Annotated in this window: 21 protein-coding genes, 1 tRNA gene, 1 other RNA gene and 1 pseudogene; 13 read left to right on the plus strand and 11 right to left on the minus strand. The window is 63.5% G+C overall.

Translation table 11 applies throughout. The annotated features are described in order from the left end of the window. Positions 1–114: 114 nt before the first annotated feature. On the plus strand, positions 115–528 hold the full coding sequence (locus KAR29_RS08230; RefSeq protein WP_274372522.1) for a transglycosylase SLT domain-containing protein: 414 nt from the start codon (positions 115–117) through the stop codon (positions 526–528). Between the two features lie 173 nt (positions 529–701). On the opposite strand, the gene preA is transcribed toward KAR29_RS08230, so the two are convergent. Further along, positions 702–1,895 carry an NAD-dependent dihydropyrimidine dehydrogenase subunit PreA gene (gene preA, locus KAR29_RS08235; protein ID WP_274372523.1) on the minus strand — a complete coding sequence of 398 codons (1,194 nt, stop codon included), beginning with the start codon at positions 1,893–1,895 and terminating at the stop codon, positions 702–704. A 627-nt stretch (positions 1,896–2,522) separates the two neighbouring features. Here preA and KAR29_RS08240 point away from each other — a divergent pair. Then, positions 2,523–6,392, plus strand: coding sequence for an FG-GAP-like repeat-containing protein (locus KAR29_RS08240; RefSeq protein ID WP_274372524.1), 3,870 nt, complete (start codon positions 2,523–2,525; stop codon positions 6,390–6,392). A gap of 445 nt (positions 6,393–6,837) precedes the next feature. On the opposite strand, the gene KAR29_RS08245 is transcribed toward KAR29_RS08240, so the two are convergent. From KAR29_RS08245 to KAR29_RS08265, 5 genes are all read right to left on the minus strand, one after another. Further along, positions 6,838–7,059 (minus strand): type II toxin-antitoxin system HicA family toxin, encoded by a 222-nt coding sequence (locus KAR29_RS08245; RefSeq protein ID WP_311135581.1) that lies wholly within the window; start codon positions 7,057–7,059, stop codon positions 6,838–6,840. Beyond that, the gene (locus KAR29_RS08250; RefSeq protein WP_274372525.1) at positions 7,056–7,256 is read right to left on the minus strand and encodes a type II toxin-antitoxin system HicB family antitoxin; all 201 of its coding nucleotides are present in this window, start codon (positions 7,254–7,256) and stop codon (positions 7,056–7,058) included. The genes KAR29_RS08245 and KAR29_RS08250 overlap by 4 nt, the downstream gene beginning before the upstream one ends. A 343-nt stretch (positions 7,257–7,599) precedes the next feature. Beyond that, positions 7,600–7,951, minus strand: a transfer-messenger RNA (tmRNA) gene (ssrA, locus tag KAR29_RS08255). A gap of 10 nt (positions 7,952–7,961) precedes the next feature. Continuing rightward, positions 7,962–8,423 (minus strand): SsrA-binding protein SmpB, encoded by a 462-nt coding sequence (gene smpB / locus KAR29_RS08260; RefSeq protein WP_274372526.1) that lies wholly within the window; start codon positions 8,421–8,423, stop codon positions 7,962–7,964. Between the two features lie 121 nt (positions 8,424–8,544). Beyond that, positions 8,545–8,622 (minus strand) — tRNA-Pro (locus tag KAR29_RS08265). 243 nt (positions 8,623–8,865) lie between these two features. On the opposite strand from KAR29_RS08265, the gene KAR29_RS08270 reads away from it, so the two are divergent. The 3 genes from KAR29_RS08270 to thiS are packed head-to-tail and all read left to right on the plus strand — an operon-like array spanning position 8,866 to position 11,655. Beyond that, positions 8,866–9,255 (plus strand): 4Fe-4S binding protein, encoded by a 390-nt coding sequence (locus KAR29_RS08270; RefSeq protein WP_274372527.1) that lies wholly within the window; start codon positions 8,866–8,868, stop codon positions 9,253–9,255. Positions 9,256–9,281: 26 nt separating this feature from the next. Further along, entirely contained in the window at positions 9,282–11,456 is a 2,175-nt protein-coding gene (locus KAR29_RS08275) for an aldehyde ferredoxin oxidoreductase family protein (protein ID WP_274372528.1), read from the plus strand. Between the two features lies 1 nt (position 11,457). Further along, complete coding sequence (thiS, locus tag KAR29_RS08280; RefSeq protein ID WP_274372529.1) at positions 11,458–11,655, plus strand: sulfur carrier protein ThiS; 198 nt, start codon at positions 11,458–11,460, stop codon at positions 11,653–11,655. 108 nt (positions 11,656–11,763) lie between these two features. On the opposite strand, the gene KAR29_RS08285 is transcribed toward thiS, so the two are convergent. After that, a complete protein-coding gene (locus KAR29_RS08285) occupies positions 11,764–12,381 on the minus strand; it encodes a hypothetical protein (protein ID WP_274372530.1) in 618 nt (205 codons plus the stop codon). A gap of 130 nt (positions 12,382–12,511) precedes the next feature. Here KAR29_RS08285 and KAR29_RS08290 point away from each other — a divergent pair, with 130 nt between their 5' ends. The 3 genes from KAR29_RS08290 to KAR29_RS08300 are packed head-to-tail and all read left to right on the plus strand — an operon-like array spanning position 12,512 to position 15,197. Continuing rightward, positions 12,512–13,066, plus strand: coding sequence for an isochorismatase family protein (locus KAR29_RS08290; protein WP_274372531.1), 555 nt, complete (start codon positions 12,512–12,514; stop codon positions 13,064–13,066). Positions 13,067–13,071: 5 nt separating this feature from the next. Further along, positions 13,072–13,953 (plus strand): MBL fold metallo-hydrolase, encoded by an 882-nt coding sequence (locus KAR29_RS08295; protein WP_274372532.1) that lies wholly within the window; start codon positions 13,072–13,074, stop codon positions 13,951–13,953. After that, a complete protein-coding gene (locus tag KAR29_RS08300) occupies positions 13,950–15,197 on the plus strand; it encodes an NAD(P)-dependent malic enzyme (protein ID WP_274372533.1) in 1,248 nt (415 codons plus the stop codon). The genes KAR29_RS08295 and KAR29_RS08300 overlap by 4 nt, the downstream gene beginning before the upstream one ends. A gap of 61 nt (positions 15,198–15,258) precedes the next feature. Here the strand turns inward: KAR29_RS08300 and KAR29_RS08305 are convergent, their stop codons facing one another. The 3 genes from KAR29_RS08305 to KAR29_RS08315 form a co-directional block, all read right to left on the minus strand. Continuing rightward, complete coding sequence (locus KAR29_RS08305) at positions 15,259–15,822, minus strand: methyltransferase family protein (RefSeq protein ID WP_274372534.1); 564 nt, start codon at positions 15,820–15,822, stop codon at positions 15,259–15,261. Next, the gene (locus KAR29_RS08310; RefSeq protein ID WP_274372535.1) at positions 15,815–16,852 is read right to left on the minus strand and encodes a lysylphosphatidylglycerol synthase transmembrane domain-containing protein; all 1,038 of its coding nucleotides are present in this window, start codon (positions 16,850–16,852) and stop codon (positions 15,815–15,817) included. The genes KAR29_RS08305 and KAR29_RS08310 overlap by 8 nt, the downstream gene beginning before the upstream one ends. A gap of 167 nt (positions 16,853–17,019) precedes the next feature. Beyond that, entirely contained in the window at positions 17,020–17,610 is a 591-nt protein-coding gene (locus tag KAR29_RS08315; RefSeq protein WP_274372536.1) for a hypothetical protein, read from the minus strand. A gap of 114 nt (positions 17,611–17,724) precedes the next feature. Here KAR29_RS08315 and KAR29_RS08320 point away from each other — a divergent pair, with 114 nt between their 5' ends. The 3 genes and pseudogenes from KAR29_RS08320 to fliD (KAR29_RS14075) all read left to right on the plus strand — a co-directional run bounded on the left by KAR29_RS08320 (position 17,725) and on the right by fliD (KAR29_RS14075) (position 19,996). After that, positions 17,725–18,153, plus strand: coding sequence for a hypothetical protein (locus KAR29_RS08320; protein ID WP_274372537.1), 429 nt, complete (start codon positions 17,725–17,727; stop codon positions 18,151–18,153). Between the two features lie 134 nt (positions 18,154–18,287). Further along, positions 18,288–19,190 (plus strand): annotated as a pseudogene (gene fliD, locus KAR29_RS14070) (flagellar filament capping protein FliD); the annotation flags it as partial. 266 nt (positions 19,191–19,456) lie between these two features. Continuing rightward, positions 19,457–19,996 (plus strand): flagellar filament capping protein FliD, encoded by a 540-nt coding sequence (gene fliD / locus KAR29_RS14075; protein WP_407649478.1) that lies wholly within the window; start codon positions 19,457–19,459, stop codon positions 19,994–19,996. A 110-nt stretch (positions 19,997–20,106) separates the two neighbouring features. Here fliD (KAR29_RS14075) and KAR29_RS08335 read toward each other — a convergent pair whose 3' ends face one another. Continuing rightward, complete coding sequence (locus KAR29_RS08335) at positions 20,107–20,760, minus strand: LuxR C-terminal-related transcriptional regulator (RefSeq protein WP_274372540.1); 654 nt, start codon at positions 20,758–20,760, stop codon at positions 20,107–20,109. 215 nt (positions 20,761–20,975) lie between these two features. On the opposite strand from KAR29_RS08335, the gene KAR29_RS08340 reads away from it, so the two are divergent. Both KAR29_RS08340 and KAR29_RS08345 read left to right on the plus strand, forming a co-directional pair. Next, the gene (locus KAR29_RS08340) at positions 20,976–21,728 is read left to right on the plus strand and encodes a tRNA 2-thiocytidine biosynthesis TtcA family protein (protein WP_274372541.1); all 753 of its coding nucleotides are present in this window, start codon (positions 20,976–20,978) and stop codon (positions 21,726–21,728) included. Then, entirely contained in the window at positions 21,725–23,434 is a 1,710-nt protein-coding gene (locus tag KAR29_RS08345) for a PEP/pyruvate-binding domain-containing protein (protein ID WP_274372542.1), read from the plus strand. Before KAR29_RS08340 ends, KAR29_RS08345 begins: the two co-directional genes overlap by 4 nt. Positions 23,435–23,451 lie beyond the last annotated feature (17 nt).

Genomic DNA, 23,451 nt, shown 5'->3' on the forward strand with positions numbered 1-23,451 from the left:
TGCATGTTATTTATTTTTATGTTTTTATGCTTTTTTAACCAAAAGCACGCGCAGGCGGCTACGCTACACAGAAAGTCAGCCATATCGATTATGGCCAAAGAACTTCAAGGATATATGGCCCCTTTTAAGATCAAAAAAGCCAGCAAAAAATCGGTCGAATATGCCCGTTACATCTGGGAGACACACACGACATACGGCGTGGACCCCTTCCTGGTCACGGCCCTGATCTGCGTCGAATCGGGCGGGCAGGCCAACGCGAGGACGAAAACCTGCGTCGGCCTGATGCAGATCAGCGCTCAGGCCAACATGTCGTGGATCCCCAAACGTTTTCCCCACATAAAGACGACAAAGGACCTGATGAAACCGCGCAACAACATCACGGTGGGCGCCTTCATCCTGGCGGAGGCGATGCGGTCGGCCCCCACCGTCCATCATGCCCTGTACACCTATCTCGGCAGGAAGGACAAGGCCTATGCCGACAAGGTCCTGGGCATAGCGGAACGCATGCACGCGGCCAACAGGCGCTGATCTCCCCTTCCGTCACGCCCGAAGCGGCTTCCCGGCGCCATCGGTTCCGACATCCTCGGACAAGGAAGGGCCGCGCCTGAGAGAGCGGCCCTTCCTCCGAAGGACCGTTCCGACGCCTCCGATTTCCGTCTTCGCCGAAAGGCGATGGCCGGAGACGTCGAAAAAGGAGTCTCTCACCGTGCCCCCATCGAAAGAGAGCCCGAGGGGCAGAGCCCCACGCAAAGCCCGCACCCGTCGCACCTATCGGGATCTATAGCCGGATATTCCCCGACTCTCCACTCGATGGCCTGATGGCCCGCGTCGCGACAGCTCACGAAGCAGGCGCCGCAGCGAAGGCAACGCTCCTGGAGGCATCGCGCCGTCACCGGACTCTCCCTAGAAAGGCTCGCATGGGGAACGACATGGGGAAGGGCGCCACCGACAAGGTCATCCGGGGAAGAACAGCCCTTCTCCCTCAGGTAGGCCAGAAGCCCCCGGCAGAGGTCGTCGACGATGCCATAGCCGCGTTCCATCACGGCCGAACAGACCTGGAGGGAAGAGGCCCCTGCCAGAAGGAACTCCGCCGCGTCGCGCCAGTCGCAGATCCCTCCCATGCCCGATACGGGGACATCCATGGAGGCGGCAAGAGCCACGCAGCGCAGGGCCACGGGCTTGACGGCGCGACCGGAGAGGCCGCAGAAAGCGCTCTGCCCCGCCACGGAAGGCAGGGGGCGCCAGCTGTCGAGATCGATGCCGCTGAGCGCGTTGAGGGTGTTGATCAGGGCGACGGCGTCGGCCCCCGCCTCCATCGAGGCCTTCGTCCCGGCCTGGATATCGCTGAAGGCGGGCAGCTTCACGATGAGGGGAAGGGATGTGGCCTCCCGAACCCAGCCCACCACTTCGCGAATCGCCTCGGGACGGGATCCGATGCTGAACTCGCCCCCCTCCTCGGCACCGCCGTGAGGACAGGAGAGGTTCAGCTCCAGCCAGTCCACGCCGGTATCCTCGCAGGACCGGGCTACGGCGCGCCATTGCCTCTCGTCGGGCCTTCCGCCGTAGAGAAGGCTGGCCCCGAGCCCCCTGTCGGGGTAGCCTTTTTTGATCGCCGCCAGATCGGCGAGCCACTCTTCGGTGGAACGCATGGAGGCCAGCTCCATGTTGGTAAAACCCCAAACGCGCCCGCTCTCCCTCAGGGCGCGGATACGCGGGCGGACGTTCCGCCTGGCGGGCTCCTCGACCTGGGTGAGCGTCTTGATGATCGCCCCGCCCCATCCCGCCTCGAAAGCCCTCTCGATCATCTCCCGACTGCGCGTCGGAGGAGCGGAGGCCAGCAGGAAGGGATTTTTCAGCTTCACCCCCAGAAAGGTCGTCTGCAGCGTCACGTCCATATTCTTTCCCCCTTCGTCGCGATCTTCAGCAAAGATTCGTCATCGGGCGCAGCGGCGAGAGATTTCGTTCCGAACGAAGGGCGACGTCTCGTCCCCCTTCTCCATAGCGGCAAAGAAGCCCTCCAAAAGAGACATTCCGCTCCCTCTCCCCCCTCCGGAGACGTCGCTCAAGTTTCACCGGTTTCTCGTCCCCTTCTCTTCTTCTGCCTCTCCCCTCTTATACCGCCATTATCACCACAGGCGACCGCCCTTGTCACCCTCACTCCGGCACCATCCCCCGCGCGCTCGAAAAAGGGGCAAGCATGGCCACCGCCTCAACCTTCGGGGAAGAAAAGCCCTGAAGCCCTTCTTCCCGACCTCGATCCGACAAGAGGCTCCTGCCGCAGAGCGACCGCGGGAACTCTCGTTCGATCGGTCTGTCGGTATGAAATCATCTCCGCGTCGGCGAGGAAGAAGAACATTTTTTGGATATTTGACTGATATGTGGCCAATAATATGTGCTACAATACGCTCTGTGGCGCCTGCAAATCGAGGCTGTCGAGGGAAAAGTGTACAGTGATCGCCATGACAGCGGAAGAGACGGTCAAACCTCCGAGGCTGCCGGCCTATCGTCAGGAGGTGTTTTCGATGTGCGCGCACGCCTGTTCCGGGAAAGGAGCGCTCCACGCGCTCCGGCACGTGATCTCCGTACCGACCGTCTTCCCCCTTCCCTTCCTCCTTTCCTTCCTCCTTTTTCTCGGTTTTTCCATTACGGCACCGCCCGCCGAGGCGACCGACTACGACAGGGACCCCTACGAGAAAGAACACGGTCTCATCAGAGACGACGAGTTCTTCCTCGTCCGGCAGGGAACGGAAGGGAATTACGCGGGCGTCTGGTATTTCGAGCCGGAAAACGTCCTCGACGCGCCCTCCCGACGAGCGCCGAATCAGTGGCAACATCTTACGGGCGATTCCGTCTGGATGAGCAGCGGGTTCAGCCCATGGGACCATGAGGACGAGGCCGTGCTCTTCGGCTATGCCAAGGACTACGCGCCCCATCTCGTCGAGGTCTCGCGGGCGAGTACGTCCGCCCCGATCGGGACGAACCCGGGCGATCTGGAAGGAAATGTGGAATTCCGGCTCCGGCACGTCGATTCGGGCGGACTCGGAACGCCCTCGTCACGGACGAGCGGGACCTACTACAAGGGCAGTTTCGGGGCCGTCGCGACCGATCTGGACGGGGACGGAATTTCGGAGATCGTCGTCGCCGGGGCGAGAGAGAATCGTTCTCCTCTGGCTTTCGGCGGCATCAGCCTCGCCAATGGGATCGCCGACGCGAACAACACCGTCACCCAGACGTCTCCGGCGGATTCGACGAATTCCGGCGTCTACAGCGGCGTCCGCCTCGCCGCGGGAGACCTCGACGGCGACGGCGCGCCGGAACTGGTCGCCGTCTTTCAGTGCGCCGACGACGAGAAGGAGACGCAGGACTGGGCCACCATACAGATCGGGATCCACATCGCGGGCGACGCGGAGATCACCGAAATCGGCCATACGAAATCGTACTCCCTGAAGCGTCTGCACGAGGGGAAAACCGCCACGACCGTGAAGGCGGTCACCCCGCTTTCCTACTTCCTGCAGAACACCCGGAGCGACGTCTTCGACGTGGCCCTCGGGGATTTCGACGGCGACGGGAAGGACGAGATCCTCCTCGCCTATCTCTGGAACTACGACGGCAACGACGACAGCGACGTCTACGTCCACACGGCCCTCTTCGATGCGGAACGGGACGTGAGCGGCAACTTCGTCGTCACCCTCTCCTCGTCGTCGCAGAACCCCATCCCCGATCTCCTCGCAAAGGGGCTCAGCACGAACGGGAACTTCTACAAAGATGACTGCAATTCGCACCCCCTCTGCCTCCGAGTCGCGATGGCGGACGTCGATCGGGATCGTGAACGCGAATTCAGGGAAGAGGAAGTCGCGCGGGACGAGGCGGCACTGCTTTTTCTCCGCGGCGACTGGCCCATTCACGATGGCTCCGGTTCAATCCTGCGGGCCTACGTCGCGATGGCGTGGCACGACGGATCGGGCGCCGTCCGCAACGGCTCCACGTGGTTCGAAATGGGCAGCGACGACGGGAGCCGGGTCATGCGCCTCGCCCAGAAGTGCCGCAAGACGGGGTCGCTCATCGCGGCCCATCTTTCCGGAACCTCGGACGGAGCAGCCATGACCAACAACCCACAGTTCATCGCGACTCTCTCGGGCTTCGCCGATTCGGGAGAGTCGGACTCGTCCCAGTCCTGCGCCGTCCCGCTCATGCTCCTGCGGGAGGACGGAAGCAACGGCGACGAAGTCACCTACGGACCGCCCTGGTACATCCGGACCTACGAAGGCCCCTTCTTCCCCGTCGCGGGAGACGCCGACGGGGACAGCGCGATCCTGGGAGAGGCCCTTCATTTCGTCATCGAACACGACGTCGCGCCGGTGCTCTTCCTCGACGAGCCCCCAAAGCACCTGGATGTGATCGACGGAAAAGAGCGGAACGTGAGCCGCTACTCCGGCCTGTATGCGCGGTTCGAGGACACGGAGAGCAAGGAGGACAAGGCGACCAACACCTCGGCGACGGACACGGGATACGGAGTCGGGGAGGAAGTCGACTTGAGCTTCGGGACGAAGGTCCAATTCCTTTTGGGATCGAGCGAGTACCAGGCACAAATCAAGGAGAAGTTCAGCGCCTCGTGGACAACGAAGAGGGAGGAAATCGAGACAGGCTACTCGAAGAAGACCTTCTCGATCTCGGGACAGACGAACACGGACGACCTCCTTCTCTACCGGTGTCGGCACATCCACGTGTGGCGCTACAAGATCCTGGGGCACTTCGAGACGGCGGACGACGACTCGGTGACGGGACCTCTCTACTACCAGGTCACGATTCCCGAGGACGATACCTCGGTGCTCGCCCTGATTCCGGGCATGCAGGTCCCCTGGTACCAGCCGATCCACGAAAACGGCAACCTCTTCTCCTACCCCTCCTCGTACCTTCAGATCGAAGGCCAGAGCGGGTCCGAGCACCTGACCGACATCGTCGAGCTCGCCGTCGGCGGCAACGATGTCGAACAGAACGTCTCGTGGCTCTCGGGCAAGAAGGAGGAATTGTCGGAGGGAAGTTCCAAGACGTACGCCGTCGACTCCTCCGTATCCTGTTCCGGAAAGTGGGAAGGTTTGAACAGCAGCTCCTGGGAGGCGAGCGTCTTCGGCAACTACGACCAGACCACATCGTCGATGAAATCCTCCGAAAACACCGTGGAGAAGGAAGAGGCCTTTTCGGTCGTCATTCCGGGACGCCCCAACATGAGCACATACCCGTACCGCCTCGACTCGCTGATGTACAAGACCGAGGCGGGCACGATCACGCTCCGCTACGCGATCAGCCCCCAGGAGCTGACGGACCACAACAAGGGGTGGTGGGCCTTCTACCGCAAGGCGCCCGATCCCGCGCTGAACCTGCCCCGCAAGTGGCGCTGGGTCGGCGAGAATGCCTCCACGAGAGAGGACGACTGGGAGTGGAGCGACGACGAAGACGCGGCCATGATCCGCGGGATCTCCTTCTCCAGCGCCCTCGGCGACAGGCTGCCCGCCGATCTGCCCATCGGCGAGGACACGACCCTTTCCTGCCGCGTCTACAACTACAGCCTCCAGTCCATCTCGAACGTGGCCGTCCGTTTCGAAATCGCCCCCCTGGACCCGGAGACGGGCGAGACGGGAGACCGAACGACCATCGCGACTCCGGTGGTCCCATCGCTTTCCGCCTGGGGGGGCACGTCGTCCAACTGGCAGATGGCCGACGCGACGTTGAAGACGGAAGAGTTCGCGGCCGGGAACTACCGGATCTTCGTCACTGTCGACCCCGACGACGCCATCGTCGAGCTGGCCGATCACGACAACGGCGACAGGACGGGCAACAACGAAGGGTGGTTCGACCTCTTTCTCTACGGAGAGGAATCCGATGAGGCCTCCGCCTCCAGCGGAACCACGGACAAGAGCGGGACGGACAGGTCATTCAACCTGACGCTGCTGAAGGATCGCGTTTCGGCCGGAAAAACCGTCCTGGACCCCGGGGAACGGACAAAAGTCACGGTCTACTGCAAGAACACCGGGCAGAGGGTGGCGACGAACATCCATGCCCTCTTCTTCCACGATCATCCCGACAACGGAAAGGGCTTCCACGCGCGGCTCCTGTCGGGGCTCCTCCCCGGCGCGACGGGGAAGATGTCGGCGATCTTCTCCGACATGGAGCCCGGAGTGCACCATATCTACGTCAAGCTGCTCGGCAAGACGAGAGAGACGGATTTCGAGGACAATATCGTCTCGCTGGACATCACGGTGCGCGAACGCGCCGAAGCCGAAGAGGGAGGGAGCGGCGGCTGCGACGCCGGGACGGGATGGGCCGGCCTCTTCGCGGCGGGCCTGTTCTGCCTGACGGGAATCGGGACGTTCTCACGGAAGCAGAAACGATAAAGCGAAAAGGGGGATTTCGTCGCCTCGACTGTTTTTCGCAAGCCCCTATGCCCTTTCGCGCGGGAAGAGGCTTGGGACCGACAAGGCTCCGTAGCGGCTCGGACGGGAGATCCGCCGCGGGCCCAGGGCCGTCGGGAGCTCCCCTGACGGCGAACCGACTCCGATGTTCATGAAGGCCCGCCTGCCTCGTCGCCTCGACGGGACAAGCGGGCCTTCATGGAATGACCGAAAGAGCAGGGCCGCAAAAAAGGATCGACGGCGATCCGAAAAGCCTCGAGCCGGCCTTTTTCGCGGACCTGCCGCCTCGAAACCGAAAGTGCGAAAAATACGGGACAGAACCCCGCCTCGAAAGCGAATGGGCGAAGGACAGAGGACAGGACCTCTATCTTGGTCTCTCCCCAGCTGCACGGCGCGAGGAGCGGCACCCCTCCGGCGGCACGTTTGCCTACCGCCTCAACTCGTCCTCCGCGATCCCGGCGCTTTTCAGTATCGTCTTCAAAATGCCGGTTCCAAGAGTCTTCCCTTCGTGAAGCGGAACGACCGTCACCCTACCGTCGTCGTTTTCCATCACGACATGGCTCCCCCTCTGGCGGGTGCGTCGGAATCCGCACCTCTTCAGAAACGCGATCATCTCCGCTCCGGTCAGGCGCGGGAGCGTAGGGCTCATCCGACGGCCACTTTGCGGACGTTGGGGAACTCTCGCGGATGCTCGACGACCTCGAGATACAACCCGATGGCCTCCTCCAGATTCTCAAGAAGCTCCTCCATCGTCTCGCCGCACGTCTGACAGCCGGGCAGCTCCGGCACGTAGGCGAAGTACTGTCCGTCCTCGTCCCTGTCTATCACTGCGTAATATTCGGCCATGACGCTCACAACCTTTCTACCGTCGGCTCAAAGAACCACTTCGCCCTCCTAGATCTCAACCGAGCGAAAAAACGGGATTGCCCCGATCGGCAGGGCGTCGCGGGTACGACGTTCGACATGAGGGCCTTTTCTGTATCGACAAGCGGGACAACCCCACAAGGCCGGCGGAATCTTCACCCGGGGCGATGGGTTCAAGCAGATCCGTTCTCGTTTCGCCCAGCGAGGCAGCTCGTTCCCGCGTGCCCCGGGAGGGAAATCAGGCTGAAGCCATGACAAACCAAGAAAAAAGAAAACCCGTACAACAACCGCTTGCGGTCAGTGGACGGGTTTGTCTCTTTATAAATGGTGGAGGCGGGGAGAATCGAACTCCCGTCCGGCAGGGGCCGGCCACAGCGGCGCTACGAGCGTAGTCCCTGGTTTGATCTCGGGGATCGGGCTCCCAGGGACAGGATCCCTCACCCCCAGTTCCCTTGGCTTAGCCGATCGTCGGGAACGACCCGACCGGAGCAACCGTTCTATGTGACGTCGGACGACACCCGGACGGTGAAGGCGTCGGCAACGGGCCGCTTACTTAAGCAGCCAGAGCGTAGTTATCGTTGGCAGTTACTTTAAGGTTCCGCTGTTTTACGAGGTGACGGAAACCTCGGCTCGCTCCGCTGGACCCTCCAAGCCTGTCGTCGAAACCTGTCGCCCCCTTGAGTTTACTCAGTCGCGGTCGCGGCGCCTCGCGGCCCGCTCGATCTCGCGCTTGGCATCGCGGTCGGCGATGGCGTCGCGCTTGTCGTGCTGCTGCTTTCCCTTGGCCAGGGCCATTTCCACCTTGGCCCACCGCCCCTCCTTGAGGTACATGGAAAGGGGGATGAGGGTCAGTCCTTTCTCCTTGATCTTGCCGATGAGGCGGACGATCTCGCCCCGGTGCATCAGGAGCTTGCGGGGGCGCTTCTCGTCGTGGTTGTAGTAGCTGCCCTTGTCGTAGGGGGAGATGTGGAGGTTCTGAAGCCAGAGCTCGGCCCCCTCGAAACGGGCGAAGCTGTCCTTCAGGTTGACGCGACGTTCCCGCACCGACTTGATCTCCGTTCCGGTGAGGACGATGCCCGCCTCGAAGGTCTCGAGGATGAAGAATTCGAATCGGGCCTTGCGATTGGTGGCGACGGGCACGTTGACCATGATGGACCCCTCCTGTGACGATTATAGAGGGCCCCGAGATGAAAGTCAACATTCGTCAAAATCTTCCCGCCGCCCGACACAAAGGCCCTTCTCGGCAGAGAAGGGCCTTTTCCTGCTTGATTGGTCGGGGCGAGAGGATTTGAACCTCCGGCCTCCTAGTCCCGAACCAGGCGCGCTAACCAGGCTGCGCTACGCCCCGAACAGCAGAGATTGTAACACCCCTTCGGGAGAGCGTCAACGCGCAGATAGGCCGGGGCAAGGCCGTTGCGGCATCTCTGACGTTTTGATTCGAACCAGAGCGGGGGTTTTGTTTACTTTTGCTCAGCGTTGGAGTTGTCCCCCTATCGTTCATAGAGTATCATAACCATTAGGCAGATGTATGGTGCGCACTTGTGTTTCGAGTACACCATACAGGTTTTACCATCAACAAGGGGGGATTATTTTGAAGTGGTTGAAGGTGGATCCGGATAAGTGTGTCGGCTGCGGGACCTGCATGGAGACCTGCTCGACGACGTGGTTCAAGGAGAACAATCCCGCGCTCTCCCGAATCCAGGTCACGAAGAAGGACGAGGACCATTACGATCTGAACGCCTGCAACCAGTGCGGCACCTGCATCGACATGTGCCCTGTCGGGGCTCTGGCCCGCGACGGCAACGGCATCATCCGCATGGACGAGAAGAAGTGCGTCGGCTGCCTCATGTGCGTCGGCTTCTGCCCGACGAAGAGCTTCTTCTACCATGCCGCCAGGCGTCCCGAGCCTTTCAAGTGCATCGCCTGCGGGCTCTGCGTCAAGAAGTGCCCCGTCGAAGCCCTCGAAATCGTGACGGAATAAGACGGGACAAAGGAGGTCACAGGGAAATGACAAAGGAAATGAAGCTCATCGCCGAGTGGTCCTATTCGCCTTCCGAGGTCGTCAAGGGCTACGCGAATCAGACCCTATACGTCAACGTCGGCAAGCAGGAGTTCGCCGCCAGGCCCGTCTCGGAGGATATGAAACTCAAGTTCACCGGCGGTCGCGGTTTCGACCTCAAGCTCCTCTGGGACGCCGTCAACGAGAAGACCCGGTGGAACGATCCCGAGAACGAGATCGTCATTTCCGGCGGCCCCCTCTGCGGCACCACGCAGTACCCCGGCGCCGGCAAATTCTACGCCGCCTTCATCTCTCCCCTTTCGGACCAGACCTACGACAGCAACTCCGGCGGCCACTTCGGCCCCCTGTTGAAGCTCGCCGGTTTCGACGCCCTCGAGGTCCAGGGCAAGGCCGACAGGGACGTCGTCGTCGTCATCGACGGCGATGCCGCCAAGGTCCAGATCTTCGAATCCGCCTTCGACGACATCAACGCCTACACCATCACCGAAGAGCTCCACGAGATGTTCTCCGACGGCTCCAACGACGACAAGCGCTTCGTCTCCGTCATCTCCGCCGGCAAGGCCGCCGAGTCGAGCTACTGGGGCTGCCTCAACACCAGTTTCTGGGACATCCGCCGCAAGGTGGCCCGCCTGAAGCAGGCCGGTCGCGGCGGCGGCGGCACCATCCTCCGCGACAAGAAGATCGCCGCCCTCGTCGTCAGGAGCCACAAGCTCTCGGGCGACATCAACAAGGCCGTCGACATCCAGGTCCTCCAGGATCGGGGCAACAAGCTCCACCGCGAGATCCACGATCTCGACGCCCAGCAGTGCCGGATGCGCACGGCCGGCACGCCCCACCTGAACGAGATCATGAACGAGTACCATCTCCTGCCGACGCATAACTACAAGTTCGGCTCCCACAAGGACATCGACAACATCCGCTCCTCCGTCTACGAGAACCTCTTCACCCAGGGCATCCCCGACGGCTGCTGGTACGGCTGCTCCATGGCCTGCGCCAAGGCCGTCGACAACTACACGATCCAGACGGGCCCCTGCAAGGGCAAGGTCGTCACCGTCGACGGCCCCGAGTACGAGACGGCCGTCTCCCTCGGATCCAACGTGGGCGTCTTCGATCCCCTCTGGACGATCGAGGGCAACTTCTACGCCGACCACTACGGCATCGATACCATCTCCCTCGGCACGGGCCTTGCCTTCGTCTGCGAGTGCTACGAGAAGGGCTTCATCACCAAGGAGCACACGGGAGGCCTCGATCTTAACTTCGGCCGGGCCGCCGACCTGATGGAGCTCATCCACCGCATGGCCGAGGGCAAGGACGCGTTCGCCCTCGCCGTCGGCAAGGGCGTCCGCAAGATGAAGAAGATCTTCTCCGAGCGCTATGGCGCCCCCTACGAGGAGATGGAGAAGTTCGGCATGGAGGGCCAGGGCGTCGAGGTCTCCGAGTACGTGCCGAAAGAGTCCGTCGCCCAGTGGGGCGGCTTCTTCCTCACCCTCAAGGGCCCCCAGCACGACGAGGCCTGGCTCATCTTCATGGACCGCGTCAACAAGCAGCTCCCCACCTTCGAGGACAAGGCCGAGGCCCTTCACTACTTCCCCAACTTCCGGACCTGGTTCTCTCTCGTGGGCCTCTGCAAGCTGCCCTGGAACGACGTCGAGCCCGCCGACAACGCCACCAAGCACCGCCCTCAGGACGCCGCCCGCGTCCCCGAGCACGTTCAGAACTACGTCGATATCTTCAACGCCGTCACGGGCCGCAACATCGACAAGGAAGAGATCGTCACCATGTCGGAGCGCGTCTACAACTTCCAGCGCGTCTTCAACCTCCGCATGGGCAAGGGAACGCGGAAGGACCACAACATCCCCCTGCGGGCCCTGGGACCCGTCTATGCCGACGAGTGGGAGGCCCGCGCCGAGTACTACGACAACGAGCTGAAGAGCGCCGGCGTCGATCCCGCAGGACTTGCCGTCGAGGAGAAGATCGCCCGGCTCCAGAAGGCCCGCCTGGCCCAGTGGGAACAGCTCAAGGACACGGTCTACAAGCGTCGCGGCTGGGACCGCAACGGCATTCCGACGGTGAAGAAGCTCAAGGAGCTGGGCATGGATCTCCCCGAAGTGATCGCCGTCGTCGAGAAGCACGCCCGCCCCGAGGATCAGTGGCAGGACTAGCATGATCACCGTCAACGGCGAAGGGCTGGCCTGGCAGGAAGGATTGACGGTCCGCGACATCATCGGGATCAAGAGGTTCACCTTTCCCCTGCTGGCCGTCTGGATCGACGACAGCCCCGTTCCGCGGGACGCCTTCGACTCGACGGCGGTGCCCGACGGCGCGACGGTTCAGATCATCCACATGATCAGCGGAGGATAAATCCGAAGGACTAAAAGGCGAGGAAGGCCGATATCGGCCTTCCTCGCCTTTTAGTCCTCGACTCCCTCTCCGGCAACGGCTTCCCGCCGAAGAGCTTCACCTGCGTCCCTAAAGGCCTTCGTCGCTGCACAGCCCCCGGAGGTGATTTTTCCCCTCCCACTTCCAGGGAGTGCCCTCGGCCTCTCGGGGAGCGCCGACGGGGACTTCCGTCCACCCCCAGGGGGTGACGAGAAGGAAGCGGAGTTCCACGCCTTGGGCGGCCAGCGCTTTGACGTGAGGGATGTAGTGGATCACTTCCCCCAGGTGCCAGCTGTCGCCCACGAGCCAGATGCGCTTGCAGTTGGGCCGGCCGAAAAGGGCTCCATGATCGACGGCCAGACGCAGACCTTCTTCGAAATCGATGGGACCGAGACAGAGGACGACGGCCTCGGGACATCCCTGAGGGCTCTCGACGGAGGGGAGCAGGTCGGCTCTGTTTCCGAGCCACTCGAGGCGGGCCGTCAGGCCGTCCATATCGCCCTGAAAAACGCGCTCTCCGTAGCTGAGAAAGCCCTCGTCGACGGGAGCAAGGGCCTCCCCCGAGAGAGCCGATTCCATCCACTCCTGGATCTGACAGACGAGCTCCAGGAGGAAATCGGGGTAATCGGGACCTTCCATGGCCTTGAGAACTTTTTCGATCGTCCATTCCCTGTCCTTGTCGCGGTCGCGGTGCTGGCGTTTCGGCATGACGATTCACCTCCCCTGTCCAATCTTTGGGCGGCCTGAGCATAGCACAAAAAATTGGGAATCGCCATGAGGTCCTCTTCGGAGGGGGAAGAACGTATAATAAGGACACGTGAAAGGAGAGGTGAATGCCATGAGACCCTTCATCATCGACGCCGAGAAGGCGATCCTCCTCGTCGTCGACGTCCAGGAGAAGCTCATCCCCCTCGTCGCCGACTCCGAGACCGTGGAGAACAGGATCGCCATCCTCGCCCGGGCGGCCGAGATGCTCCACCTTCCCGTCAAGATGACGGAGCAGTATCCCCGAGGTCTGGGATCGACGACGGAGCCCGTCGCCTCCTCCCTCTCACGGGAATGGCGACGCTTCGAAAAGACCCATTTCTCCTGCTATGCGGAAGAGGGGTTCGCCGAGTATCTCTCCGAACCCGGCAGAGATCAGATCATCGTCTGCGGCGTCGAGGCCCACATCTGCGTCCTCGCCACCGTCATGGAGCTGCTGGAGCGCGACTACCGCGTCATCGTCGCCGCCGATGCCGTGAGCAGCCGTCAGGAGGAACACCGCAACCTGGCCCTCGACGCCATGAGCCGGGCCGGAGCTCTCGTCGTGCCCATGGAAACCGTCGTCTATCAGATGCTGAAGCGGTCCGGAACGGTCCCGTTCAAGGCCCTCCTGGCCTATTTCCGCTGAAGGAGGTGACGGCAACGCCTCAGGACAGCCTCTATCCGCGACGTTTCATCCGCTTCCTCGGCACGGCCGGTGCCCGTTTCACCATCATGCGTCAGCTCAGGGCCTCGGGAGGAATCTGGGTCGGCCTCGGCGATCAGGCCTTCGTCATCGATCCCGGCCCCGGCTCCCTGGTCCGGATCTGCGAGGCGACGCCCCCTCTGGACGTTCTCGACCTCGCGGCTCTCCTCCTGACCCACCGTCACATCGATCACAGCACGGACCTGAACGTCCTCGCAGAGGCGATGGTCGAAGGCGGCTTCCGCCGCCACGGTCACGTGGTCCTGCCGCGGGACGGACGGGACGTCTGCTGCCTCCTCCCCTATCTTCAGGAGAAGATCGAGGCCCTCCATATCTGGGAGGAGGGACAAACGATCGCCCTCCCCGGAGGGGTGACCGTCGAGGGCACGCCTCTCACCCACCACCATGTCGACTGCTTCGGCTTCACCCTCCAGATCCCGGGCCTCGCCCCCCTGGGGCTCGTCAGCGATACCCGATTCGAAGAGCGATGGGTCGATTTCTACCGTTCCTGCCCCCTGCTGATCGTCAACATGACCTTCGCCCATCACCGCGAGGGGATCGACCATCTCTGTCCCGCAGACGTCGCCACGCTCATCGCGAGGCTGGCCCCCAAGCGGGTGATTCTCACGCACCTCGGCCGCGGCGTCCTGGAGGAGGGTCCGGAGGCGATCGCCCGTGACCTCTCGCGGCCGGGAACGGAAGTGACAGCCGCCACCGACGGAATGGTCATCGACCTGGAATCGCTGGAGATCGTCGATCCCTCCCTGTCCCCGGTGACGACGCTTTCGGGAACCGTTCCCATTCCCTTTCTCAAGGAGGGTCTTTCGTGACTATCGATCGTTTGCGCGCTTTGGAAATGCACAGAAGGGCACGAGGCAAGATCGGCATTTTCCCGACGATCAACGTCCGCAACGAGGAGGAGCTTGGGTTGGCCTACCTTCCGGGCAGCGTCGCCCCCTCTCTGGCCATCGAAGAGGAACCGGCCCTGAGTTTCGAGCTGACGGGCAAGGGGAACCGCATCGCCGTCGTCACCGATGGATCGGCCATCACGGGGCTGGGCGACATCTCGGCCCTGGCCTCCCTGCCCGCCCTGGAGGGCAAGAGCCTTCTCTACAAGCTTTTCGGAGACATCGACGCCATTCCCATCGCCCTCGACAGCAAAATCACCGACGACATCATCTATGCCACGCAACTCATCGCTCCGGCCTTCGGGGCCATCGCCCTCGACGACATCGCCGCGCCGCGGACCTTTTCCGTCCTCCGCGAGCTTCGAAACCGCCTTGCCCTCCCCGTCTTCGCCGACGACGAGCAGGGCATGGCCGTCGTCGTCTGTGCCGCCCTCCACAACGCCCTGACCGTGACGGAGCGCGACAGGGCCTCCTGCCGCGTCGTCGTCTGCGGCGCCGGGGCGACGGGCGTCGCCGTGACTCACCTTCTGCTGAAGGCAGGCCTCACCGACATCGTCGTCCTTAACAGCACGGGCATCCTGGGGCCGGAGAACGCCGTGATGGACCACGTCCAGGAGGAAATGGCCGCCAGGACCAATCCCCGCGGGGTCAAGGGCGGACTGGCCGAGGCCATCAAGGGGGCCCACGCCTTCATCGGTCTCTCCCGAGGCTCCATCCTCTCGGCCTCCATGGTCCGGACCATGGCCCCGTCGCCCATCCTCTTCCCCCTGGCCCTGCCCGACCCGGAAATCTCGCCCGAAGAGGCCGCCGCCGCCGGAGCCGCCGTCATCGGCACGGGACTGTACGATTACGACAACGTCCTCCAAAGCCTGCAGGCCTTTCCGGGCATCATGCGGGGCGTCCTCGACGTCCAGGCGACGATGGTCTCCGACGGCATGCTTCTGGCCGCCGCCCTGGCCCTGGCCGACACTGTCGACCGGAGAAGGCTCTCGGCGCGGGCCATCGTTCCCGAGCTCTTCTCCGAAGAGGTGACGCCCCGCATCGCCGAGGCCGTCGCCCAAAAGGCCATCGAAGAGGGCCATGCGCGCCTTCTCCTGCCTCCGAGCCATGTCTACGAGCGATCCTGGCAGCGTCTCTACGGCAACTCGCGGCGCAAGAGCCATTAGCCTCATCGCAAAGGCAGAGCCCCTTCCGGCCGGAAGGGGCTCTGCCTTTGCGATGAGGCCCCTACCACCAGAGCCGCGAGAGGAGAAGGGCCGTCGCCGCCAGCGTGACCCATAGAGAGTGGCGCTCGCTCCGCCAGAGGACGGTCCCGTCGAAGGGGCCTCGCCGACGTTCGGGCCCGGGAATCCGCAGGGGGAGCAGCATGGGCGTCGTCGCCTTGAAGAGGCGGAAGGCGTCGCCGAAACGCTCTTCGAGGAAGGCCTCCTCGTGAGGAATGATGAGGAGAGGGTAGATGACGGTGAAAGAGACCAGGAAGAGCCCCACTCCCGCGCACCGCGCCGAAAGGGACCAGCCGAGCCCCATGAGGCCGTTGGCCAGGTAAAGAGGGTTGCGAACCCAGCCGTAGGGGCCCCAGGTGACGAGACGATCGGCCTTCACTTCCTCCCCGCGGTAAAGACCGATCGACCCGGCCGCCCAGAAGCGCAGGAGCTGACCGACGAAGACGAGGGACAGTCCCAGCCCGAGGCTGAAACCATTCGGCTCGGCCAGGGCCAGGAGGAGAAGGAAAAGCCCCGTCCAGAGCCCGCCCCTCATCTTGAAGGCCCAGGCGCGAAGGGATTCAGGCATCTTTTTTCGCTCCCAGAAGCTCATCGGCCAACCCCCAGCCCAGAAGGCGGAGGGCGACGAAGGCGCCGAGGCCGATGGCGATATATTCGGTGAAGAAACGCCAGCCGATGGCCATGACGCCGGCCATGTTCCAGGGAACGAGGAGGCGGAAGAGGATCGCTCCCCCCCCCTCGGCGACGCCGCTGCCGCCCGGCGTGGGGACAAAATAAAGGACGAAGAGGAAGAGAGCCTGGGCCATCAGGGCCTGGGCGTAGTGGCAGGGCAGGGAGACAGACCAGATGAGGATGGGGAGGACGGAGAAGATAAGGAAAAGGTGCAGGACGGAGCAGAAGACGGCAAAGGCGAAATGGTATTTCCCCGTCGAGAAGAAGAGGCGGAAGTTTTCGCCGTAATTGTCGATCTCGCGATTGATGCGGCGGACCGTTCTGAGGACGGCCCGAGGCTTGACGAAGCCCAGGCGCTTCAGGAGAAGCGTCAGAGCCGTCCCGAGACGTTTCACGAGCTGCGGCCTGACGAGGCTCAGGACGACGAGCGTCCAGGTCAGGACGACGAAGAGGACGACGTAGGAAAAGATACCCTGCATGAGATGCTGGCCCGAGAGAAATTCCGGCGTCGTCACGATGGCGACGGGAACGACGAGGCCGAGGATGAAGAGGGTCAGCAGGGTCCGCGTCAGGGTGATGGCGACGCCCTTGCCGATGGGCACGTCGTTCCGGTAGAGCATGTAGACCTGGAAAGGGCCGCCTCCGCTCTGCATGGGCGTTATGGCCGAGCCGAAATAGTTGAGGAAGGTGAGCTCCACGCCGAGTCGGAAGCCGATATGCTCGTCGGCGGCCCGGGAGAGGGCGCAGAAACGGAGGGCATCGACGGACCAGGCCGCCACCATGAGGACCAGGACGAGGAAAAGCCCTCGAGGCTTGGCGGAGAGGAGAAGATCGACGGTGAAGCGGTCGGCGCTGGAGGCGAGGACCGCTCCGCTGACGGCGAGGGAGATGCCCACGAAGAGGGCGATTCCTTTACGAACGGACAAGGAGACATTCCTCCCGGGGGTTCAATCTGGGGCGTATCGAGGCCGAGGCCAGGGTGGCGAAAAGGGGAACCCGCGACGCGGCGAGGACGGAGCCACCTCCTCTCGCCGCGGGGAGAAGGCGGAACGGGAAGGGGCTTCCGCCCTCTCGGCGGGACGACGCCGGAGAGCTAATTGACGTTGCCCTCGGAGAGGTTTCTAAGAGCCTCGATGCGCGGCGCGAGCCCCTCCAGGGCGGGAACGATTTCCTCTCTGAGCAGAAAGGCCGCCTCGAAGGAGCGGTCTCCCTCGAGGGATCGAGACAGTTTCTCCAGTCTCTCCTGAAGGGCCGCCAGAAGGTGGGCCAGCTCCTCCCCCTCGGCGGGCCGGGCTCCCAACAGGGCATGGGTATCGGCAAGGACGCGGAGGAACCAGCCGATCCCCTCGAGGGCGTCGGAGAGCGTCGACAGAGCCTGGGCCTTCTCCTCGGCCTCGAGACGATCGGCGACGGTCCGAAGGCCCCGGACAAGCTTCGGGAGATAGCCGACGGCCTCCTGCAGGGAGGAGCGGATCAGATCACGGAGGGAGACCGTGGACACCTCCACGCGGCTGCCTCCCTCCAGGGCGACGAAGGACGCCTCGTCGAGGACGACGCCATCGACGGAAATCGTCTCAAGGACGCGTCCCCGAGAGGCGCAGGTCGCGAGAACTTCACGGAGGATCTCCTCTTTGCCCGCGCCGGAACGGAGATCGAGGGCGCTGTCGTCAACGAAGACTTTCATCGTTTTTCCTCCCGCCACAATCAATCGTCGCCTCGCCCGTCACCGGGCGCGACGCCTGTGCTACCATCTTCATCAGGTTCGTAGGTTATTCTATCACGAGGGGAGGGATATCGAGTGAATCCGGGACAAAAGGCCCAGACCGCCCGCCTCCACGGCAATCCTTGCTGGCTCGTCACCACCGGCGACGACGCCTCCTTCGACCTCTTCCTCCTCCACGGAGGGGGGGAGATCGCCGGAGATCCCTGGCTCCTGACCCTCCCGGCAGAGAGGGAAACCCCCCTGTCCCGGAACCTGGACCGGTGGGGCGAGTGCGCCCTTCACCTCATCGGGGAGAAAGGGGACGAGGCTCTCGCCGCCTCCCTGCTCGGCGGCGCCCTCGTTCCCAAGCGGCGTCGGGGGTATTTCGTCCGGTCGCCCCTTCTTCCGGTCTTTCCCCTGGCCCTGGAGTGCCTCGTCCGGGAGAGGGTAGTCTGCCTCGACCGGCTCCTTTATATCGCCGAAGTCGCCTTCTTCCACGCCTTTTCCCGCAAAGAGGGAAAATGACCGTCAAGGCCGACCTCGCCATGGCCGATACCTGATCTAGAGCCCTTGCCAACGAAGGAGGTCTGGATATGTCCACCATCTCGGATGCCCTTTTCTCCCTGTCCGGTGCCACGTCGGGAATCGACTGGGGCACCATGGCCGACACGATCATCGAAAACGACAGCAAGCCCATCACCCAGTGGGAAGAGAAACAGGAGAAGCTGGAGCTCAAGATCAGCCTCTACGAGGAGTTCTCGGCCCTCTTCAAGACCATGCAAAGCTCCCTGACCTCCCTGAAGCTCACGTCGACCTATTCGGCCAAGGCCACCGAGTTCACCCCCCTGGACGGAGCCTCCTCCAACGTCGGAATCGTCACGGCGACGGCGACGGCCGATGCGGCCATCGCCCAGTACGAGATCGAAGTCGTCCAGAAGGCCCAGGCCCACCGCATCGCCAGCGACCGCGTCGACGACGCCTCGACGGCTCTCGGGCTGAGCGGCACCTTCTCCGTCGACGTCGGCACGCTCGGGTCCGTCGATGTCACCGTCGAGGCCTCGGACAGCCTGGCCTCCATCTCGTCGAAGATCAACGAGGCCGCCGCGGCCTGGGGATCGGAAAACGAGACGACGGCCCTCGTCTCGGCCTCTCTCGTGGACCGGCGCATCGTCCTCACCAGCGGGCTCACCGGGGCCGACAGCGCGATGACCCTCACCGACGGCGACGGCATCCTTGCGAGCCTGGGCTTCCTCGATTCGGGCTCCGTCAAGAACGAGCTCAACGTCGCCCAGGACGCCATCCTCAAGCTCGACGGCCTGACGGTGACGCGGGAGACGAACGAGATCACCGACCTCATCGACAACGTCACCCTCAACGTCGTCGGCACCGGCAAGGTCCAGATGGACATCACCCTCGACGCCCAGACGGCCGTCGAGGGCCTCCAGGCCTTCACCGACAGCTACAACGAGCTGATGGAATGGATCAACATCCGCCTCTCCGAGGAGACCGTCGAGGACCCCGAGTCCGACTTCGAGCGCGCCTGGGGGCTCCTCCACGGGGACTCCACCCTCTGGCAGGCCAAGTCGACCCTGCGCAACCTCATCACCACCCCCTCAACGTCTCCTTCGCCAGCCGCACGAGCGATCAGATCTACCGCCAGTTCGGCCCCCTCTCCGCCAGCGACAGCGAGGCCATCATCAAAGAGGACTCCAAGTTCATCCTCTACCACGACGGCAAGCAGACGACGATCGACGTCAGCGTCACCGACACGTGGGACACGCTGGCGGCCAAGATCAACAGCTCCGTCGACGACGCGACGGGCGAACCCATGGTCCTCAAGGCCACCGTCTCCAACGGCCAGCTCACCCTCAAGGGGGACAAGGGCGTCACCGTCGCCGATCCCGACAACTTCCTGGCCAAGACGGGCCTCAGGACCTACACCCAGATCGGCCAGGTCGGCATCACGACGGAAGCAGCGGATTACGGCAAGAGCGGCCTCCTGGAGTTCTCCACCGACGACTTCATGGAGGCCCTGAAGGACAACCCCAATCAGGTAGGCGAACTGGCCACGCAGCTCATGGCCAAGTTCGGCACCTACATCGACCAGATGGTCAGCAGCTCGACCGTCGAAGTCGGCAGCACCGTCACCGTCAAGGGCAAAGTGGCCAACCAGATCAGCGTCTGGGAGACGGAGATCTCCAACCTCGACACGCGCATCAGCGACTTCGAGGAGCGCCTGGACCTCAAGAAGCAGCGTCTCCTCACCCAGTTCGCCGCCGCCGAGGTGAGCCTTTCGACGATGACGTCGCAGCTGGAGTGGCTCACGAGCCTGACCGACTCGCTGAGCGCCATGAGCGGCTCCTCCTGAGCGTCGTCCCTTTGCGGCACGAAGGCCCGTCGGACGGCGGATTCCTTCAACAAGACGAAGATCCCCGCCCTTTCCGGAGCGGGGATCTTCGTCTTGAGAGCGCGGAAAGTTCAGCAGGGCATCGACTGGGCCATGCCGGTGCGCCAGGCCAGGACGGCGATCTGAGTCCGATCCTTCAGCTCCAGTTTGCGGAGGATGTGGCTGACGTGGTTCTTGACGGTCTTCTCGGAGAGCACCATGCGACCGGCGATCTCGCCGTTGCTCATCCCCTGGGAGATCCAGTAGAGGACCTCCTTCTCCTTGGGCGTCAGCTCCTCGAGAAGATCCCGCTCCTCCCGGCTGCAGTTGAGGCCCACGAGGAGCTTGTTCTCCACCTGCGGATCGACGTAGGGCTCGCCGCGGGCCACGGAGCGGAGGGCTGCAAAAAGCTCGGTCATGCCCGAGGATCGGAGGACATAGCCCCTCACCCCGGCCGAGGAGAGGGCCGCCAGACGTTCGTCGCCGTCGGAGGCGGCAAGGGCGACGTACTCCAGAGCCCGCGTCGCGTAGGTCAGTTCGCGCACGACCTGGACGCTTCCGAGCTTGGGGATGTCGACGTCGAACAGAAGGACATCGGGCGCCTTTTCCCGGACGACGCGGAGCGCTTCGAGCCCGTCTCCCGCCTCGCCCAGAACGACCATATCCGTTTCCATTTCCAGCAGCCTTCTCAGGCCGTCTCGAAAGAGACGGCATTCGCCGGCCACGACGACGCGAATCTTCTTCACGGGGCACCCCCAGACGACGCGTCGCCGATCGAGCGGGGATAGGATCTCCTTCCTCACCTGTCGACGGCGCGACTGTGCTATAGTTTTGAAGAGTTTCCGACAGGATCGGCGCCGCGACTTCCCCGACTCCGCACCGAGACTCCGGATCCGATTATAGCCCATATCCCTCCGTCGGAGCACAGGCTCCGGCAGGACCGAGGAGAGAAGGAGTCGCCATGAGCCTCTCACCCTGCGATTTCTCCGACGCTCTCAGCCGCCCCATCCGCCGTCACCTGGGCCGGGCCGTGGCCCGGTGGCGCATGATCAGGCCCGGAGAGAGCCTTTTCGTCGGCCTTTCCGGGGGCAAGGACAGCCTCGTCCTCCTGGTGGCCCTGAGGGCGCTGCAAAGGCGATCGCCCGTTCCCTTCTCCCTTGTCGCCGGGACTCTGGACCCCACGGGAGGCCGTCTCGACGTGAGCCCCCTGGGCGAGCTCTGCGAGAAGCTCTCCATTCCCTACAGGACGAAGTCCTTCCCCCTTTTCGACGTCATCCGAGCCCGGGGGGAGACATCGCCCTGCAGTTTCTGCGCCAACTACCGTCGAGGCCTGCTCAACGGCATGGCCCGCGAGGCCGGCTGTTCCGTCCTGGCCCTGGCCCACCATCTCGACGACGCCGTGGAGACGGCTCTGCTCAACCTCTGTTTTTCCGGACGGTTTCGCTCCTTCAAGCCGACGGGCTTTCAGGATCGCTCCGGCATCCGCCTCATCCGCCCCCTCGTGACCGTCGCCGAGGAACGGCTGGCCCAGGAGGCCCGACGCCTCTCCCTTCCCCTCGTCGAATCGCCCTGCCCCTTCGCGGGACAGAGCGAGAGGGAGACCATGAAGGGATTCATCCGAGATTTCCGTCGACGCAATCCGGGCGTCCGGGAGAACATTCTCAACGCCCTCGAGAGCCTTGACTCTCAAGACCGCTGGGAGGTGCCCCTGTGAACGACCCCTCGCTCTATCAGTCCTTCGACCCCAAGGAATACTATCGGCATCGCGATTGGCTCATCGGCTCCGGCGACGTGGGAGGCAAGGCCAAGGGACTGGCCTTCGCCTTTTCCGTCCTTCACGATCGGGGACTTCTCGATGCCGTCCACCTGCCTCAGGCGACCTATGTCGTCACGACGGAGATTTTCGAGGTCTTCATGGCCGACAACCGCCTCGAAGAGATCGTCCGGTCGTCCGGAGACTATTTCGACATCGTCGACGCCTTCGAAAGGGGCCATTTCCGGCCGGCCGTCCGCGAGATCTTCCGGCAGATCCTCACCGTCATCCGGACTCCCGTGGCCGTCCGCTCCTCTTCCGTCCTGGAAGACGACGTGACCCTCTCCTTCGCCGGCAAATACGCCACTCACTTCTTCGGCAACACGGGCACGGACGAATTCCGCCTCCGCCGCCTGGAGCGGGCCGTCAAGCAGGTCTTCGCCTCGGCCTTCAACCCCGCCGCCAAGGAGTATCGGCGCAAGCACGGCATCAAACTCGCCGCGGAGCGGATGGCCGTCCTCATCCAGCCCATCGTGGGGCGCATCCGCGACGGCCTCTTCTATCCCGAGCTGGCCGCCGCGGCCTTCTCCAAGGTCTTCCGCCGCCCCTCGCCACGGGTCCGCAAGGAGCAGGGCGTCATGCGCGTCTGCTTCGGCCTGGGGACACGCACCGTCGACCGGGCCTTCGCCCGCACCTTTTTCCTCTCCAACCCCCACATCCGCCCCGAGGGAAACCGGCCGGCCGACATCGCCTCCCACGCCCAGGAGGAGTTCGACTACGTCGACCTGAACCACGGCTTCTTCCTCTCGGCCCGGATCGAGTACTTCCTCAAGCAGATGACGTCGCAGCACAAGATGGCTCCGGCCTTCGTCGAATGGTACGACGGAGACATGCTCCACTGGCTCCACAGCGACGCTCCCGGTCAGGGACGTTGCCGTCCCGTCCTTTCCTTCTCCGACTTCCCCCGGAGATGTTCGGGCTTTTTCCGCCGCGTCAAGGAACTGCTGACGACCTTCGAGGAGGCCATGAGGCTCCCCGTCGACATCGAGCTCACCTACGAGACGGCCCTCGACGAGCTGACCCTCGTCCAGCTCCGCCCTCTCTCCGTTTTCGAAGAGCTGGGCCGGAGGGAGATCCCCGACGACCTTCCGCCGGAGCGCATCCTCCTCAGGGGCAATCGGATGGTGTCCAACGGCTCCCTCGAGGGGGCCAAGGCCCTCGTTCTCGTCGATCCCTACCTCTACGGCACCAGCCCCGACTTCTACGAGGTGGCCCGGGCCGTGGGGGAGCTCAATCAGCAGCTCGAGAACGAGCGCTACATCCTCGTCGGTCCCGGAAGGTGGGGAAGCGCCAATCCGACGCTGGGCGTCCCCGTCCAGTACAGCGAGCTCTCCAACAGCGGCTGTCTCGTCGAAGTGGGGATCCCCAACGCGGGGATGACGCCCGAGCTCTCCTTCGGCACCCATTTCTTCCTCGACCTCGACGTGGACAACATCCTCTACCTCCCCGTCTTCTCCGGCGAGGAGGGCAACGTCTTCAACCGCGAGTGGTTCCGCAGCCACCCCTACGAAGAGGGGGCACATCCCAGCGTCCGCATCTACCGGGGACACTTCGACGTCCTCCTCGACGGCGAGAAAGAAGTGGGCGTCGTCGTGAGCCGAGAGTGATGACGACTTCGGGGGGG

This window comes from Aminithiophilus ramosus (assembly GCF_018069705.1).
Taxonomy (GTDB): Bacteria; Synergistota; Synergistia; order Synergistales; family Aminithiophilaceae; genus Aminithiophilus; species Aminithiophilus ramosus.